General features: G+C 73.6%; 11 protein-coding genes and 1 riboswitch. Of the genes, 2 read left to right on the forward strand and 9 right to left on the reverse strand.

Annotated elements, in window-relative coordinates:
- Nucleotides 1–6: 6 nt before the first annotated feature.
- The 3 genes from ACYVK7_RS09120 to thiO form a co-directional block, all read right to left on the reverse strand.
- Entirely contained in the window at nucleotides 7–861 is an 855-nt protein-coding gene (locus tag ACYVK7_RS09120; protein ID WP_460887377.1) for a thiazole synthase, read from the reverse strand.
- A gap of 2 nt (nucleotides 862–863) precedes the next feature.
- Nucleotides 864–1142, reverse strand: coding sequence for a sulfur carrier protein ThiS (thiS, locus tag ACYVK7_RS09125; RefSeq protein WP_460887378.1), 279 nt, complete (start codon nucleotides 1140–1142; stop codon nucleotides 864–866).
- 16 nt (nucleotides 1143–1158) lie between these two features.
- Nucleotides 1159–2379, reverse strand: coding sequence for a glycine oxidase ThiO (gene thiO, locus ACYVK7_RS09130; protein ID WP_460887379.1), 1221 nt, complete (start codon nucleotides 2377–2379; stop codon nucleotides 1159–1161).
- Nucleotides 2369–2471, reverse strand: a riboswitch (TPP riboswitch). Its footprint overlaps the gene before it by 11 nt.
- 78 nt (nucleotides 2472–2549) lie before the next feature.
- On the opposite strand from thiO, the gene thiE reads away from it, so the two are divergent.
- Nucleotides 2550–3200: a thiamine phosphate synthase gene (gene thiE / locus ACYVK7_RS09135; RefSeq protein WP_460887380.1), complete on the forward strand. Its 651-nt coding sequence runs from the start codon at nucleotides 2550–2552 to the stop codon at nucleotides 3198–3200.
- Between the two features lie 435 nt (nucleotides 3201–3635).
- On the opposite strand, the gene ACYVK7_RS09140 is transcribed toward thiE, so the two are convergent.
- The gene (locus tag ACYVK7_RS09140; protein ID WP_460887381.1) at nucleotides 3636–7031 is read right to left on the reverse strand and encodes a CARDB domain-containing protein; all 3396 of its coding nucleotides are present in this window, start codon (nucleotides 7029–7031) and stop codon (nucleotides 3636–3638) included.
- 323 nt (nucleotides 7032–7354) lie between these two features.
- Here ACYVK7_RS09140 and ACYVK7_RS09145 point away from each other — a divergent pair, with 323 nt between their 5' ends.
- Nucleotides 7355–9016, forward strand: a complete 1662-nt coding sequence (locus ACYVK7_RS09145) for a PHP domain-containing protein (protein WP_460887382.1) — start codon at nucleotides 7355–7357, stop codon at nucleotides 9014–9016.
- On the opposite strand, the gene ACYVK7_RS09150 is transcribed toward ACYVK7_RS09145, so the two are convergent.
- The 5 genes from ACYVK7_RS09150 to ACYVK7_RS09170 form a co-directional block, all read right to left on the reverse strand.
- The gene (locus ACYVK7_RS09150; RefSeq protein ID WP_460887383.1) at nucleotides 9013–9909 is read right to left on the reverse strand and encodes an HAD family hydrolase; all 897 of its coding nucleotides are present in this window, start codon (nucleotides 9907–9909) and stop codon (nucleotides 9013–9015) included. The two genes, ACYVK7_RS09145 and ACYVK7_RS09150, sit on opposite strands and share 4 nt — an antisense overlap.
- 76 nt (nucleotides 9910–9985) lie before the next feature.
- Nucleotides 9986–10777 (reverse strand): enoyl-CoA hydratase/isomerase family protein, encoded by a 792-nt coding sequence (locus tag ACYVK7_RS09155; protein ID WP_460887384.1) that lies wholly within the window; start codon nucleotides 10775–10777, stop codon nucleotides 9986–9988.
- Nucleotides 10778–10820: 43 nt separating this feature from the next.
- Entirely contained in the window at nucleotides 10821–11672 is an 852-nt protein-coding gene (locus tag ACYVK7_RS09160) for a 3-hydroxyacyl-CoA dehydrogenase family protein (protein WP_460887385.1), read from the reverse strand.
- Nucleotides 11669–12412 (reverse strand): enoyl-CoA hydratase/isomerase family protein, encoded by a 744-nt coding sequence (locus tag ACYVK7_RS09165; protein WP_460887386.1) that lies wholly within the window; start codon nucleotides 12410–12412, stop codon nucleotides 11669–11671. Before ACYVK7_RS09165 ends, ACYVK7_RS09160 begins: the two co-directional genes overlap by 4 nt.
- Nucleotides 12409–13575 (reverse strand): thiolase family protein, encoded by a 1167-nt coding sequence (locus tag ACYVK7_RS09170; RefSeq protein WP_460887387.1) that lies wholly within the window; start codon nucleotides 13573–13575, stop codon nucleotides 12409–12411. Before ACYVK7_RS09170 ends, ACYVK7_RS09165 begins: the two co-directional genes overlap by 4 nt.
- Between the last annotated feature and the right edge of the window lie 31 nt (nucleotides 13576–13606).

A 13606-nucleotide genomic window follows, 5' to 3' on the forward strand; every position in this document is an offset into this window, starting at 1 on the left:
CCGCGGTCACAGCGCGAGGTCCAGGTTGTCACCGACGCGCACGAGGCCGTCGGCCGGCGACGACGCCAGCGCCCGCTCCCTGCGTGGCGGCCGGCCGGCGTGCGCGGCGTCGTGCCCCGCCTCGACGGCGAGCCGCATGGCGCGGGCCATGCGCACCGGGTCGGCGGCGCGGGTGACGGCCGTGGCGAGCAGCACGCCGTCGCACCCGAGCTCCATCGCCAGCGCGGCGTCCGACGCGGTGCCGATGCCCGCGTCCAGGATCACCGGCACCGCCGACGCCGCCGCGATCGCCTCGATGTTGCGCGGGTTGGCGATGCCGAGCCCCGAGCCGATGGGCGAGCCCAGCGGCATGACCGCCGCGCAGCCCACGTCCTGGAGGCGGCGCGCGACGATCGGGTCGTCGTTCGTGTACGGCAGCACGGTGAAGCCGTCGTCGACCAGGACCTTGGCCGCCTCGACCAGGCCGATCGCGTCGGGCAGCAGCGTCACGTCGTCGGCGATGACCTCCAGCTTGATCCAGTCGGTCTCGCACGCCTCCCGCGCGAGCTGGGCGGTGAGCACCGCCTCCCGCACGGAGAAGCAGCCGGCGGTGTTCGGCAGGGCGCGGATGCCCAGGCGGGCGAGCAGACCCCAGATCGACGGGTCCCCCGCGCCGGCCGGGTCACCCGACGGCCGAGGCCGGGACACGCGCCGCATGGCGACAGTCGTCAGCTCGGTGCCCGACGCGACGAGCGCGTCCTCCAGGGCGAGCAGGCTCGCCGCTCCCCCGGTGCCCATGACCAGCCGCGAGCTCAGCGTCGTGCCGGCGATGGTGAGTGGTGCGTCCTGGCTCGGTGTGTCCTGGCTCGGTGTGTCCTGCATGTTCAGCCTCCCTGGACCGCGGTGACGACCTCGACGCGGTCGCCGGGCCGGACGGTGGTGGTGCTCCAGGCACCGCGCGGCACGACGGCGTCGTCCAGCGCGACGGCCACCCCCTGCGGTGCGCCGTCGACCACGAGGCCGGGCAGGAGCCGGGCGACCAGGTCGGCGACGGGCACCGGGGCGTCGAGCGGGTACGGCTCACCGTTGACGACGGCGGTGCCGGCCGAGCCGGTGTGCGGCTCGGGGCTCTCGCGGTGCGGCGTGGACGGGGCGGTGGTCATGCGGTGCCTCCTCGGGTCATGCTGTGCTTCCTCGGGTCGTGCTGTACGTGTCGGCGGACCTGTACGTCTCGGTGAACCTGTACGGGTCGGCGTACCGGTTGGCGGCTTCGACGGCGTCCGCGGCCCGCGCGCTGGACGGGGCCACGCCCAGCGCCTGGTCCACGGCGACGGCCGTCAGCGGCGTGAGCAGGATGCCGTTGCGGTGGTGCCCGGTGGCGAGGCAGAGCCCGTCGGCCGCCCGGCCCAGCAGCGGCGCGTTGTCGGGGCTGGCGGGCCGGGACCGGGTGGTGGCCTCCAGGAGCACGGCGTCGTCGAGCCCGGGCAGCAGCGCGCGGGCGTCACGCAGCAGGGCGAAGACGTCGCCCGCGCGGGTCAGGTGGTCGTCCTCGCGCTCGTCCGACGTCGCACCGACGACCAGCCGGCGCAGCCCGTCGGGGCGCGCCGCGCGGGGCACCACGTAGATCGGGCGGCCCTGGACGGTGCCGCGCACCACCACCGCCGGTGCGCGGTCGGCGGCGGCGTCGAGGCGCAGCGTCGTCCCAGGGGCCGGCCGGGTGGGCGCGCCCGCGAACAGGGTGCCGCTGGCGTGACCGGCGGCCAGGACCACCGTCCCGGCCACGTACCCGGCACCGGCCTCGTCGACCGCGCCGACCACCGCGCCGTCCGCCACTCCGTCCGCCCGGGTCAGCGAGACCGCGGCGCGGCGCACGACGGTCCCGCGCGCCGCGACGACGGCGGTCAGCGCCCCGTGCACCGCTCGGGGATCGACCCGGTGGTCGCAGGGTACCCACGCCGCGCCCGCGAGCCGCTGCCCGAGGGCGGGCTCGCGGTGCCGCGCCTCGTCGGGCGTGATCTCGGCCGAGCCGAGGCCCCACTCGCGGTGCAGGGCGAGCATCCGGCGCAGCGCGACCAGGTCGTCGCTGTCGTACGCCACGGCGAGCGTGCCGGTCGTGTCGAGCCCGACGGCGCCCGGTGGCAGCCCCGCGGCGCGCTCGAGCGCGGCGGAGAACTCCGGCCAGAGGGCGAGCGAGGCGGTGCCCAGCCGGGCCTGACCGGCCTCCCCGAAGCCCGCCTCCATGACGGGCGCGAGCATGCCCGCGGCGGCGTGGGTGGCGCCGTCGCCGGGCGACGGGTCCAGCACGACGACGCTCGCGCCGGCCTCCAGCGCCCGCCAGGCCGCGGTCAGGCCGATGATCCCCCCGCCGATGACGAGGACGTCGCACGCACGACTGCTCACATGTTCTCCCTTCGCTGGCATGACCCAGATCAGGTTCGACGGTCGGCGCTCACGCCCTCTCAGCCCCGAGCGGGGCTCCCGTGCACCCGACAACCTTATCCCCGCCCGTGAGGTGCCCGGACAAGGACGGGACGTCCGGCGGGGTCCGGCGTCTGCCTAGACTCGCGCTCGTGGACCCCCGAACCCGGCTCGCCGACGCCCGCCTCTACCTGTGCACGGACGCCCGCGAGGACACGAAAGACCTCGAACCGTTCCTGCACGCGGCGCTGGAGGGCGGCGTCGACGTCGTCCAGCTCCGGGACAAGTCCCTGGACGCCGCCCGCGAGGTCGAGCTGCACACCCTCGTCGCGCGGGTGGCCGCCGAGCACGGCGCCCTCTGGGCCGTCAACGACCGGGCCGACATCGCGGGACTGACCGGTGCGCCGGTCGTGCACATGGGGCAGGACGACCTCCCGCCGCACGCGGTGCGGGCCCTGCTCGGCGACGGTCCCGTGCTCGGCCGCTCGACCCACTCCCTGGACCAGGCGCTGGCCGCCGAGGCCGATGCGCGCGTCGACTACTTCTGCGTCGGACCACTGTGGGCGACGCCGACCAAGCCCGGCCGTGCCGCCGTCGGCCTCGACCTGCTGCGTGACGTCGCCGGCCGGGAGCCGGCCACGCCCTGGTTCGCCATCGGCGGGATCGACACCGCCCGGCTCGACCAGGTGCTCGACGCCGGGGCACGGCGCGTCGTCGTCGTCCGCGCGATCACCCGGGCGGCCGACCCGCGCGCCGCCGCGGCCGAGCTGCGGCGCCGGGTGACGGAGCGCGTGGGGAGCTGAGCGGGCGGGGCTGGGGGTCGGCGTGGGGTCGGCGTGGGGGCGGCGTGGGGGCGGCGTGGGGGTCGGCCGCGGCCGTGCGCGGGGTCGGCGCGAGACCGTGTCGAGCCGCAAGTTAACGGTCGTCCGGTGGCCTGACGGACGTCTAACCGCGAGCTAACGGTCATCCAGTGACCTGACGAACGTCGAACCGCAAGCCCCGCTTCCACCACGACGCCGAACCGAATGATCATGGTCGATCAGGGCTCTGATCGACACATGACTTGCGGCTCGGCACGACCAACGACTAGCAACTTGCGGCTCGGCACGACCGGCAACCAGCACCTTGCGGCTCGACACCACCAGCAACCCAACAACCTGCGGCTCAACACCGCCGGTGCCGGCATCCCGTCGGATGCCGGCACCGGCCCCCGTTTCGGCAGCGGGGCCGCCTTCCGCCTACTCGCCGGTGAAGACGAACGTCGAACCCGGCTCCTTCTCGATGTCCCCCTCACCGGAGTTGGTGACGGTCACGTCGGACAGGATCGCGTTGCCGCGAGCGCCGCCCATCGCGAGGATGCCGGAACCGTTGTTGGACTTGTCGATCCGTACGTTCGTGATGTGCACGTCGGGCATGTTCCCGCCGCCGTTCTTGAACTGGATGCCGTCGTAGGTGGAGTCGATGATGTCCGTGTCGCGGATGGTGACGCCGACGATGTCGTGCGTCTGGGGGAACAGCGTGATCGCACCGAACTCCTGGTCCTCGTTCCAGAAGGCCCCGCCGGTGCGGTAGAGGCCGTTGTTGGCGATGAGCGTCGTGCCGGAGAACGGCAGCGGGCTGTGGTCGGTGGCCAGCATGATGCCCGGGTAGTTCATCGTGTCGGAGATCAGGTTGTTCTCGATGCTGTTGTCGTAGCCGCCGTAGATCGCGATGCCGTTGGCACGCCACGGGAGCTGGACGGTGTTGTTGCGGAACGTGTTGTCGTGGCCGATGTCGACCGCCGGGTCCTTGACGTACGGGTTGGCCCAGACCGCGAGGGCGTCGTCGCCGGTGTTGCGCAGCGAGGAGTTGAGCACGCTGGAGTTCCGGGTGCCGTTGCTGAAGTTGACGCCGTCCGCGTAGGTGTTGCGGATGCGCATGCCGCTGAGCTCCAGGCCGTCGGCCGGGCCCCACAAGTCGGGGATGTTCGAGTAGTCGCGCCCGACCCACACCCCGACGTTGGCGTGCTCGATCCACACGTCGCTGATCTTCGTGTTCTGGCCGAACCGCCCGTTGAGCGCCACACCGCCCTCGGCGTCGCCGTCACCGCCGCGGATGCGTCCGGAACCGAAGATCGCGAGGTCGGAGATCTGGACGTTGTCGTCGATGTCGAACCCGAAGTTGCCCTCGTGCGGGTGGTTGATGCCGTCGGCGTCCTGGGGCTGGATCAGGCTGTAGAGCTGGGAGTGCCACATGCCGGCGCCGCGGATCGTGGTGTCGCTGATCCCGACCTGGTTGTGGTTGCCGCGGTTCAGCGGGTCGTCGGTGAGGATCTTCTGCTCCTGCCGCCACTGACCGGCGGGGATCCAGACGCAGTCGATCTCGCCCTCCTGGTCCGCCGTCACGGCGGCCTGGATGGCTGTCGAGTCGTCGACGCCGTCGTCAGGCACGGCGCCGTACTCGGTGATGGACGTGCACTGCGCGGGCTTGGCCGCGGGCGGGGCGACCTGCTCGAGCTCGACCAGGTCGATGATGTAGAACTCCGCGTCGTCGTCGGCGTCGCGCTGGAGGCGGAACACGGTGCCCGCGGGGAACGAGCGGCCGAGCAGGGCGTGCGACTCGTCGAAGAGCCGGCGGGCGTCGCCGCCGGGGGTGTTGGTCAGCCCTTCGGGCGAGTCCGTCGTCCCGTACAGCCAGGAGTGCCTCGACGAGAGGGTCAGCTTCTGCACGAACTCGCCGTCGGCGTACAGGCTGATCGTCTTCTCCTGTCCACCGCCTCCGGGCGCGTCGGGGATCGAGTTGCGCACGACTATCGAGTTCGTCTCGTTCGTGGACGTGAGCTCGACGTGCTGGCCGGTGCTGTTCAGCCGCACGGACTCGCGGCCCGACGACTCGGTGGCGAAGTTGGTGTGGCCGAAGGTGCGCAGCGGGTCGGCCTCCAGGAGCGTGCCGGTGTACCGGCCGTCCTCGGCCTCGTAGGTGGTGTACGGCACGGCGGCGCCGCGCCCGACGGTCACCGAGAGCTTGCCGGTGTTGTTGTCCTCGTTCGTCTCGTCGACGACGTCGGTCGCGTCGGCCGTCGCCGTCACCGTGGAGCCGCCGTTCACCGCGGTCCACGTGCCGTCCGGGGTGACGGTGACGGTCTCGCCGGCCGGCACCGCCGGCGTCGTACCGCCCAGGGTGGTCGAGCCGGCCACGACGCGGGTCACCGAACCCGCCGGGACCTGCTCGTTCCCGCGGTTGCGGACCGTGACCGTGAAGGCGACGTCCACGCCGACGGCGGGGTTGGCCGGGTCGGAGGACACGGAGACGACCTCCAGGTCCGGCCCCGGCGCCTCGCCCACGACGAGCGGTGTCTCCGCGTTGAACGCGTTGTCGGTCTCGTCCTGCTCGGCGACCGTGTCCGCCGGGTCGACGACCGCGCCCACCGTGTACTCGCCGGCGGGGCGGGTGCCCGCCTCGACGTCCACCTGGGCGCTGGCGCCGGGCTGCAGGGCCGCGACGTCCGCCGAGCCGACGGCGCTGCCGCCGAGCCTCGCATCCAGCGTGGTGCCGGACGACGCCCGGTCGCCCGTGTTCTCGACCGTGGCCGTGACGGTCACCGGGGTGGTCGCCGTGGGCTCGGCGGGGGACGTCGTCACCGCGGTGACGGTGAGGTTCGGGTTCGGGGCGGGCTCGCCGTACACCTCGAGCTCGGCGACCTGGCCGTTGCCGGCGCCGGTGTTGCCCGTGAAGCGCAGGCGCACGTCGGTGACGGTGCCCGCGACGGGGATCTCCACGAGGTTGCCGCTCGCGGGGGCGAACTCGTGCGCCGCGGAGTCGTCGAGCTCTCGCCACGGATCACTGCCGGACCGCCCCCAGACCGAGAACGTCTGGGTGCGCGGGCCCCACGCGCTGTCCGGGTTGAGCCGCACGCGCACGCTGCTCAGCTGCGTGGGCGCGGCCAGCGAGACGTCGAGGGTCGACGGGTACTGCCCGCCACCGCCCTCCCAGTACGTCCCGGTCTGCCCGTCCACCGCGTTCGCGGCGACGTACGTCCACTCCGTCGACGACGCCGCGGCCGGCCGGTCCTGTGCGTAGTTCGTGCCGGTCGGGTCGGACGGCGGGTCGGTGGGCGGGTCGGTCGGGTCGCCGCCACCCGTGGGCGTGCCCCACACCTGCAGCTCGGAGACCTGTCCGTTGCCGGCGCCGGTGTTCGCGCTGAACGCGAGCCGGATCTCGTCGGCCTGCCCGTCGACCGGGATCTCGACCTTGTTCCCGCTCGCGGGGTCGAAGCCGTGGTCCGCCGAGGCCTCGAGGGTGCGGAACGCGGTCTCGCCGTCGGACCGCCCGAGCACGCTGAAGGTCTGCGTGCGCGCCGCCCACACGTCCGCGGGCGGCAGCGTGACGACGACGCGCTCGAGGTCGGCCGGCTCGCCGAGGTCGACCGTGAGGTGCGCGGGGTACTGGCCACCGCCGCCCTCCCAGTACGAGCTCGTGCTGCCGTCGTTCGCGTTGGCCGCGGTGTACGTCTGCGTCACCGACGACGCCGCGATCGGCTGGCCCAGCGCGAGGTTGGTGACCTCGGCGGCATGCGCGACGGCGACCACGCCGAGCGGCACGACGAGTGCCACCGCCGCACCCGCTATGACCGTGTGCTTCCAGGGGATTCTCATGAACGTCCTCGTTCTGGGTCGGGTCGGCGTCACCGGGGCGACCAGGGCCGCACGGTGGCATGGTAGGTGAATTGCAGAGCATGCACTGCTTTGTGCTTGGCTTCTGTCAGGTTCTTGCATTCTTTCTGTATGGACGTTACGAGCACAGCCATGTCGGCGTCAAGGGGCGTGGCGAGGTGGCTCGTCGCCGTGCGACGCGCCGGCCGGTGGTTCACCGGCGGGCCAGCCTCGATTCAGACCCCGGACATCGGTGGTTGCGATGGTGAGCCGCGCTCCCGTGCCCGACCAGGGAGCGCTCGACCACGAACTGCACAGGAGCATCCTTGAACGACCATCACGCCGCCGGTACCGCCGGTCCGCTCAACGCCTCCCGGCGCGGTTTCCTGCTGGGTGCCGGTGCTGCCGGCGCCGGCCTGGTGGCGGCAGGGACCGCCACGACCGCGAGCGCCGCCCCCGGCCGTTCCCGCCCCCGTCGCGGCGGGTATGTCTGGCTCGCCGGTGACCACCACCTGCACAGCCAGTACAGCAACGACGCGATGTACCGCATCGACGACCAGGCGGTGCGCGCCGTCACCGGCGGGCTGGACTGGATGGTCGTGACCGACCACGGCAACGAGTCGTTCGCGGCCCACAGCATCGCTCCCCAGCGCCGGGACATCCTGGCCGCCCGCGAGCGGCACGGCGCGAACCTGCTGATCTTCAACGGCCTGGAGTGGAACATCCCCGGCGCCGAGCACACGACGTTCATGATGGCGCCGGGCGCCGGCGAGGCCGAGGCGCTGCAGGAGCTGGTGGACCGCTACGACGCCCTCGTCGTCGGCGCCCGCGACGGCACTCCCGAGAACGAGGCCTTGGCGATCACCGCGCTCGAGCACATCGCCGCCACCGTGCGGTCCGGGCGGCTGGCCGACGCGCTGGTACTGCCCAACCACCCGGCCCGCAAGGGCATCGACTCCCCGGCGGAGCTCCGGGCGTGGCAGGACGCGGCCCCCGGCGTCGTCATCGGCTTCGAGGGTGCGCCCGGCCACCAGGCGGCAGGCCTGCCCGCTCCCGGCATGGCCCGCGGTCGCGGCCTGTACGACGGCGGCCCCGGCACGTACTCCTTCCCCGGGTACCCCGTGGAGAGCTATCGGACCTGGGGCGGTTTCGACTGGATGACCGCCACTGTCGGCGGCGTGTGGGACAGCCTGCTGTCCGAGGGTCGCAGGTGGTGGATCACGACCACCTCGGACGGTCACCAGGGCTGCGGCGACTGGGTCAAGAACCCCGTCGACGCGCTCGACCAGACCGGGTACGACAGCATCCCGTTCAACGACGACGGCGACACCTTCAAGACCACCGGTGTGTACCCGCCGCCGGTCGGGGCGGGACGGCCCGTCACCGAGTACAGCTCGTTCCCGCCCGGCGCGTACAACAAGACCTGGGTCGGCGCGGACAACTTCAGTCACCGTGCGGTGATGGACGCCATGCGTGCCGGCCGGATGTGGGTCTGCTTCGGTGACCTCATCGCGGGCCTGGACATCCAGCTGAAGGTGAAGGGCCGGGGCGGACGACGCCACCGGGCCACACTCGGCGAGGAGCTCGTGGTCACCAGGGGGACGCCGGTCGAGCTGACGATCGCCATCGACCTCGCACAGGGCGTCAACCACGCGGGTCTCCTGCCGGAGCTGGCTCGCGTCGACCTGATCCGCGGCGCAGTCACCGGCCCTGCCGCCGACCCGGACACCCTGTACGCCCCCGGCACCCGGGTGGTCCGCTCCTGGGACACCAGCGGGAGATCGGGTTCGGTGGAGCTCAGCTCCACGTTCGTGGCCGAGCAGGACGGCTACGTCCGGGTGCGGGGCACCGACGGCAAGCGGAGCCAGGCCGGCTTCCTGGGCGCCGACGTGGACCCCGCCGGGCCCGCGCAGGACGTGCCGGGCGAGGTCGACCCGTGGGACGACCTGTGGTTCTACAGCAATCCGGTGTTCCTCCGGGTGAGCTAGCGGGACACGGCACGCCGGGCGGCCGCGGAACCGCGGCCGTCCACCCCCGGCAGCGTGCGCAGGACGGCGACCACGCCGTGCTCCTCGATGGTGCCGGTGACCTCGTCCGCCGCGCCCCGGACGGCGTCGGGCGCGTGGCCCATCGCGACGCCGCGGCCGGCCCACGCGAGCATCTCCAGGTCGTTGACCCCGTCCCCGACGGCCACGGTGCGTCGCGGATCGACCCCGACCCGCTCGCGGACGCGCTCCAGAGCCGTCGCCTTGCTCTGGGTGCCCGGCGTGACGTCGACCCAGTCGGGGCCGGCGGGGTTCGGCGTCACGCCGAGCTCTCGCAACGGCTCCAGCAGGGCCCGTGCCCCGTCGGCACGGAGGATGACGCGGGGGGCCGGCACGTTCCACAGCTCGGTGTCGGCGACCCTGCGCTGCTGCCCGTTGACCAGCCCGCGCTCGAAGAGGCGGTTGACCCGGTATCCCCAGCCGATCTCCTCGACGCCCACCTGCACGCCGGGGATGAAGGCACGGGCCAGGCGGATCACCGGTTCGACGTCGAAGGTGTGCACCTTCTCGAGCCGGTAGCCCTCCGGCACGGCGTCACCGGTACGGGCGAGGACCGCGCCGTTGGAGGCGATGACCCAGCCCTGGTCGAAGCCGAGGCGGCGGGCGACCGGCAGCACCCCCACCAGGGACCGGCCGGAGGCGAGGACCACGTGGTGGCCCGTCCGCCGGGCGTCCCTGACCGCCTCGACCGTCACGTCGGGGACCTCACGGTCGGCGCCCAGGAGGGTGCCGTCGATGTCGAGCGCGACGAGAGCCCCTCCCCCACGGAGGCGACCCGGGGGAGCCGGCTGCGTCGCGGTGGTGGTCGTCGGCGCCGTTCCGGTCGTGTCTGTCATGCCTCTCAGACGCACCGGGGGCCGGGATGTCACAGCACTTCGGGAAACCCGTGTGCCGTGGTCCCGGCCCGCAGCCTCACCGACCGGTGAAGACGGGTGCCCGCCGGTTCAGGAACGACTCGACGGCCCCGGCATGGTCGCTCGTCGAACCGCACGTGACCTGCGCGAGCGCCTCCGCCTCGAGCGCCTCGTCGAGGGTCAGGCCCCGTGCCTGCCCGATCAGCAGCTTGCTCTGTGCGAAAGCGGTGGTCGGCCCGTCGGCGAGCTGCCGGGCCAGCGCCGTGGCCCGGGGCAGCACCTCCTCGGCGGCGGCCGTCTCCCCGGAGATGCCCCACTCGATGGCCTCCTCCGCGGTGAAGGACCTGCCGAACAGGACCAGCTCCTTCGCCCGGGCGTCGCCCACGGCGCGCGGCAGCGTGACGGACAGCCCGCTGTCGAAGGTCAGCCCGATCCCCGCGAACACGGTGGCCAGCATGACGCCGGACGCGAAGACGCGGTGGTCGCACGCCAGCGCGAGGCCGAGCCCCGCGCCGACGCAGGTACCGCCCACGGCGGCGATGACCGGCTTGGGCATGGTCAGCAGGTCCCGGACGATCGGTGTGTAGTGCTCACGGACCGTGGCGAACGCCGCCTCGGGCCCGTCGGCGAGCGCCTCGGCGTGCTCGCCGAGGTCCTGGCCCAGGCAGAAGGCCCGGGCCGACCCGGTGAGCACGACGGCCCGCACCCGCTCGTCGGCGGCCACCTCCGCGACGGCGTCCCGCAACGCCGCCTTCGCCACGCCGGTCAGGGCGTTGCGGTGCTCCGGGTCGTTCAGCGTGATGGTCGCTACCGCGGCCGTACGGTCGACGGCAACGGGGGTGTCGGTCATCGGTCCTCCTGAGAATGGGGCCGCTCCAGCGGGCGGCACGTCGTCACCACGTGTAGAAACCCTGCCCGGTCTTGCGGCCGAGCTCGCCGGCCGCGACCTTGTCCCGCAGCACCCGCGGCGGCGCGAACCGCGGGCCCAGCTCTCGCTCGAGGTGCTCGGCGATGCTCAGCCGCACGTCGAGGCCGACGAGGTCGGTGGTGCGCAGCGGGCCCACCGGGTGCCGGTAGCCCAGCGTCATCGCCGTGTCGATGTCCTCGGCGTCGGCGACGCCCTCCTCCAGCATGCGCATCGCCTCCAGCGCTATCGCCACACCGAGCCGGCTGCTCGCGAAGCCGGGTGAGTCCTTGACCGTGACCGCCGTCCTGCCGAGCCCGGCGACCCATCCCCTGGCGTCCGCGACCAGGCCGGGTGCGGTCCGCGGACCGACGACCACCTCGACCAGGGCACTGACCGGGACGGGATTGAAGAAGTGTAGGCCGACCAGGCGCGACGGGTCCGGCAGGGCGTCGGCCAGGGTGTCGATCGACAGGGAGCTCGTGTTGGTGCCGACCGCCGCGGACGGTGCCACGGCGGCGATGGCGCGCAGCACGTCGTGCTTGAGGCCGACCAGCTCCGGGACCGCCTCGATGACCAGCGAGCAGCCGCGCAGGGCGGCCGGGTCGGTCACGACGTCGACCGTGCCGACCGCCCGCACGCCCTCGGCCTCCGACCGGGCGAGGCTCGCGTCGATCCGCGACCGCGCGGACCCGGCGGAGGCGGCGTCCGTCTCGACGACGGTGACGGCGGCGCCGGCGAGCGCGAAGGCGTGCGCGATGCCGGCGCCCATCCGACCGCCGCCGTACACGCCCACGGCGCGCGGGACGGCGCCCACGTCGTGCGGGCTGTCGCCGGTCATGGCTGCTCCTTGCGCCGGTCGAGGAACGCCGTCATCCGGTCGGTCTTGTCCTGGGTCTCGAACAGCACCGCCTGCGCGATGTCGTCGACGAGCGGGTGGGCGTCGCGCGGCGCGTCGAGCACCGCCTTGGTGAGGCGGACGGCGAGCGGGGCCTGGGCCGCGATGCGCTCGGCCAGCCGGCGTCCGGCCGCCTCGAGGTCGCCGGCCTCGACCACCTCGCCCAGCAGCCGCACGGCCAGTGCCTCCTGGGCGTCGAGCACGCGCCCCGCCAGGAGCATCTCCTTGGCCAGGGGTTCGCCGACGAGCTCCTTCAGCCGCCAGGCGGCGCCGGCGGCGGCCAGGATCCCGAGGCCCGGCTCGGGGTTCCCGATCCGGGTCGCCGGGGTGCCGATCCGGAAGTCGCACGCGTACGCGAGCTCCGCGCCGCCCCCGAGCGCGTAACCGTCCACGAGCGCGACGGTCGGCATGGGCAGCCGGCGGATCCGCTCGAAGACGCCGGAGTTGATCCCGGCGAGCGCGTCCTCCCTGCGCCGCTCGCGCAGCTCGGCGATGTCGGCCCCTGCCGCGAACGTGCCGCCGGAGCCGGTCACGAGCGCGACGCGTGGCGTGGCCTCGAGCGCGGCGCATGCGCCGTGCAGGGCCTCGACCATGGCTCGGTCGATCGCGTTGCGCACCTCGGGGCGGTTGAGCCGCAGCACGACCAGGTCGTCGTGCTCCTCGACCACCAGTGGCGCGCTCATGGCCGCTCCAGCAGCAGCGCGGACCCCTGGCCGACCCCGACGCACATCGTGGCCAGTCCACGCTGCCCGCCGGTGCGGACCAGCCGGCCCAGCAGGGTGACCGTGATCCGGGCGCCCGAGCAGCCGAGCGGGTGGCCGAGCGCGATCGCCCCGCCGTCGGCGTTCACCGTCTCGTCGTCCAGCGCGAGGTCCCGCACGCAGGCGATCGACTGGGCGGCGAAGGCCTCGTTGAGCTCGACGGCGTCCAGGTCGCCGACCGACCAGCCCGCACGGTCGAGCACCTTGCGCGTGGCCGGCACGGGTCCGATCCCCATGATCTCGGGCGGCACTCCCGCGTTCGCCCCCGCGACCACCCGCGCCACGGGCTCCAGTCCGTTGGCCGCCGCGTACCGCTCGCTGACCAGTACCACGGCCGCCGCGCCGTCGTTGAGCGAGCTGGAGTTTCCCGCCGTGATCCGGCCGCCCGGTCCGTGGAGGGGACGCAGGGCGGCGAGCTTCTCCGCCGTCGTGTCGGCACGCGGCCCCTCGTCCTGGGTGACGTCACCGACGGGGACGATCTCCGCGTCGAAGCGCCCGTCCCGCTGGGCGTCCAGCGCGCGCCGGTGCGAGCGGAGCGCGAAGTCGTCGAGCTCCGCGCGGCTCAGGCCCCAGCGCTCGGCGACCCGCTCGGCGGTCTGCGGCATCGTCAGCGTGGTGTCGGCGTCGAACGCCGGGTTCGTGAACCGCCAGCCGATGGAGGTGTCCCAGGTCTGGCCCGGCTTCGCCCACGCGCGGGCCGGCTTCTCGGTCACCCACGGCGCCCGGGTCATGGACTCGACGCCGCCCGCCACGACGACGTCGGCGTCGCCGGCCGCGATCATCTGGCGCGCCGTGGTGATCGCCGTGAGCCCGGAGGCGCACAGGCGGTTGACGGTGAACCCGGGGACGCTGTCCGGCAACCCCGCGAGCAGCGCGGCCATGCGGGCCACGTTCCGGTTGTCCTCCCCCGCCTGGTTGGCAGCGCCGAGCACCACCTCGTCGACGTCGGCCGGGTCGATGCCGCTGCGCTCGACGACGGTGCGCACGACCAGCGCGGCGAGGTCGTCGGGCCGGTGCGCGGACAGCGCGCCGCCGTACCGGCCGATGGGTGTGCGCACCCCGTCAAGGATGAAGGCGTCGGACATGATCCTCCTGGGCTGGTGAGCAGTGGTCGAT

It is taken from the genome of Promicromonospora xylanilytica, assembly GCF_054782895.1.

Coding starts and splice junctions, on each gene's coding strand:
- ACYVK7_RS09150 (WP_460887383.1), bottom strand. CDS start 9,909: ATGACAGACACGACCGGAACGGCGCCGACGACCACCACCGCGACGCAG.
- ACYVK7_RS09155 (WP_460887384.1), bottom strand. CDS start 10,777: ATGACCGACACCCCCGTTGCCGTCGACCGTACGGCCGCGGTAGCGACC.
- thiS (WP_460887378.1), bottom strand. CDS start 1,142: ATGACCACCGCCCCGTCCACGCCGCACCGCGAGAGCCCCGAGCCGCAC.
- ACYVK7_RS09165 (WP_460887386.1), bottom strand. CDS start 12,412: ATGAGCGCGCCACTGGTGGTCGAGGAGCACGACGACCTGGTCGTGCTG.
- ACYVK7_RS09140 (WP_460887381.1), bottom strand. CDS start 7,031: ATGAGAATCCCCTGGAAGCACACGGTCATAGCGGGTGCGGCGGTGGCA.
- ACYVK7_RS09120 (WP_460887377.1), bottom strand. CDS start 861: ATGCAGGACACACCGAGCCAGGACACACCGAGCCAGGACGCACCACTC.
- ACYVK7_RS09160 (WP_460887385.1), bottom strand. CDS start 11,672: ATGACCGGCGACAGCCCGCACGACGTGGGCGCCGTCCCGCGCGCCGTG.
- ACYVK7_RS09170 (WP_460887387.1), bottom strand. CDS start 13,575: ATGTCCGACGCCTTCATCCTTGACGGGGTGCGCACACCCATCGGCCGG.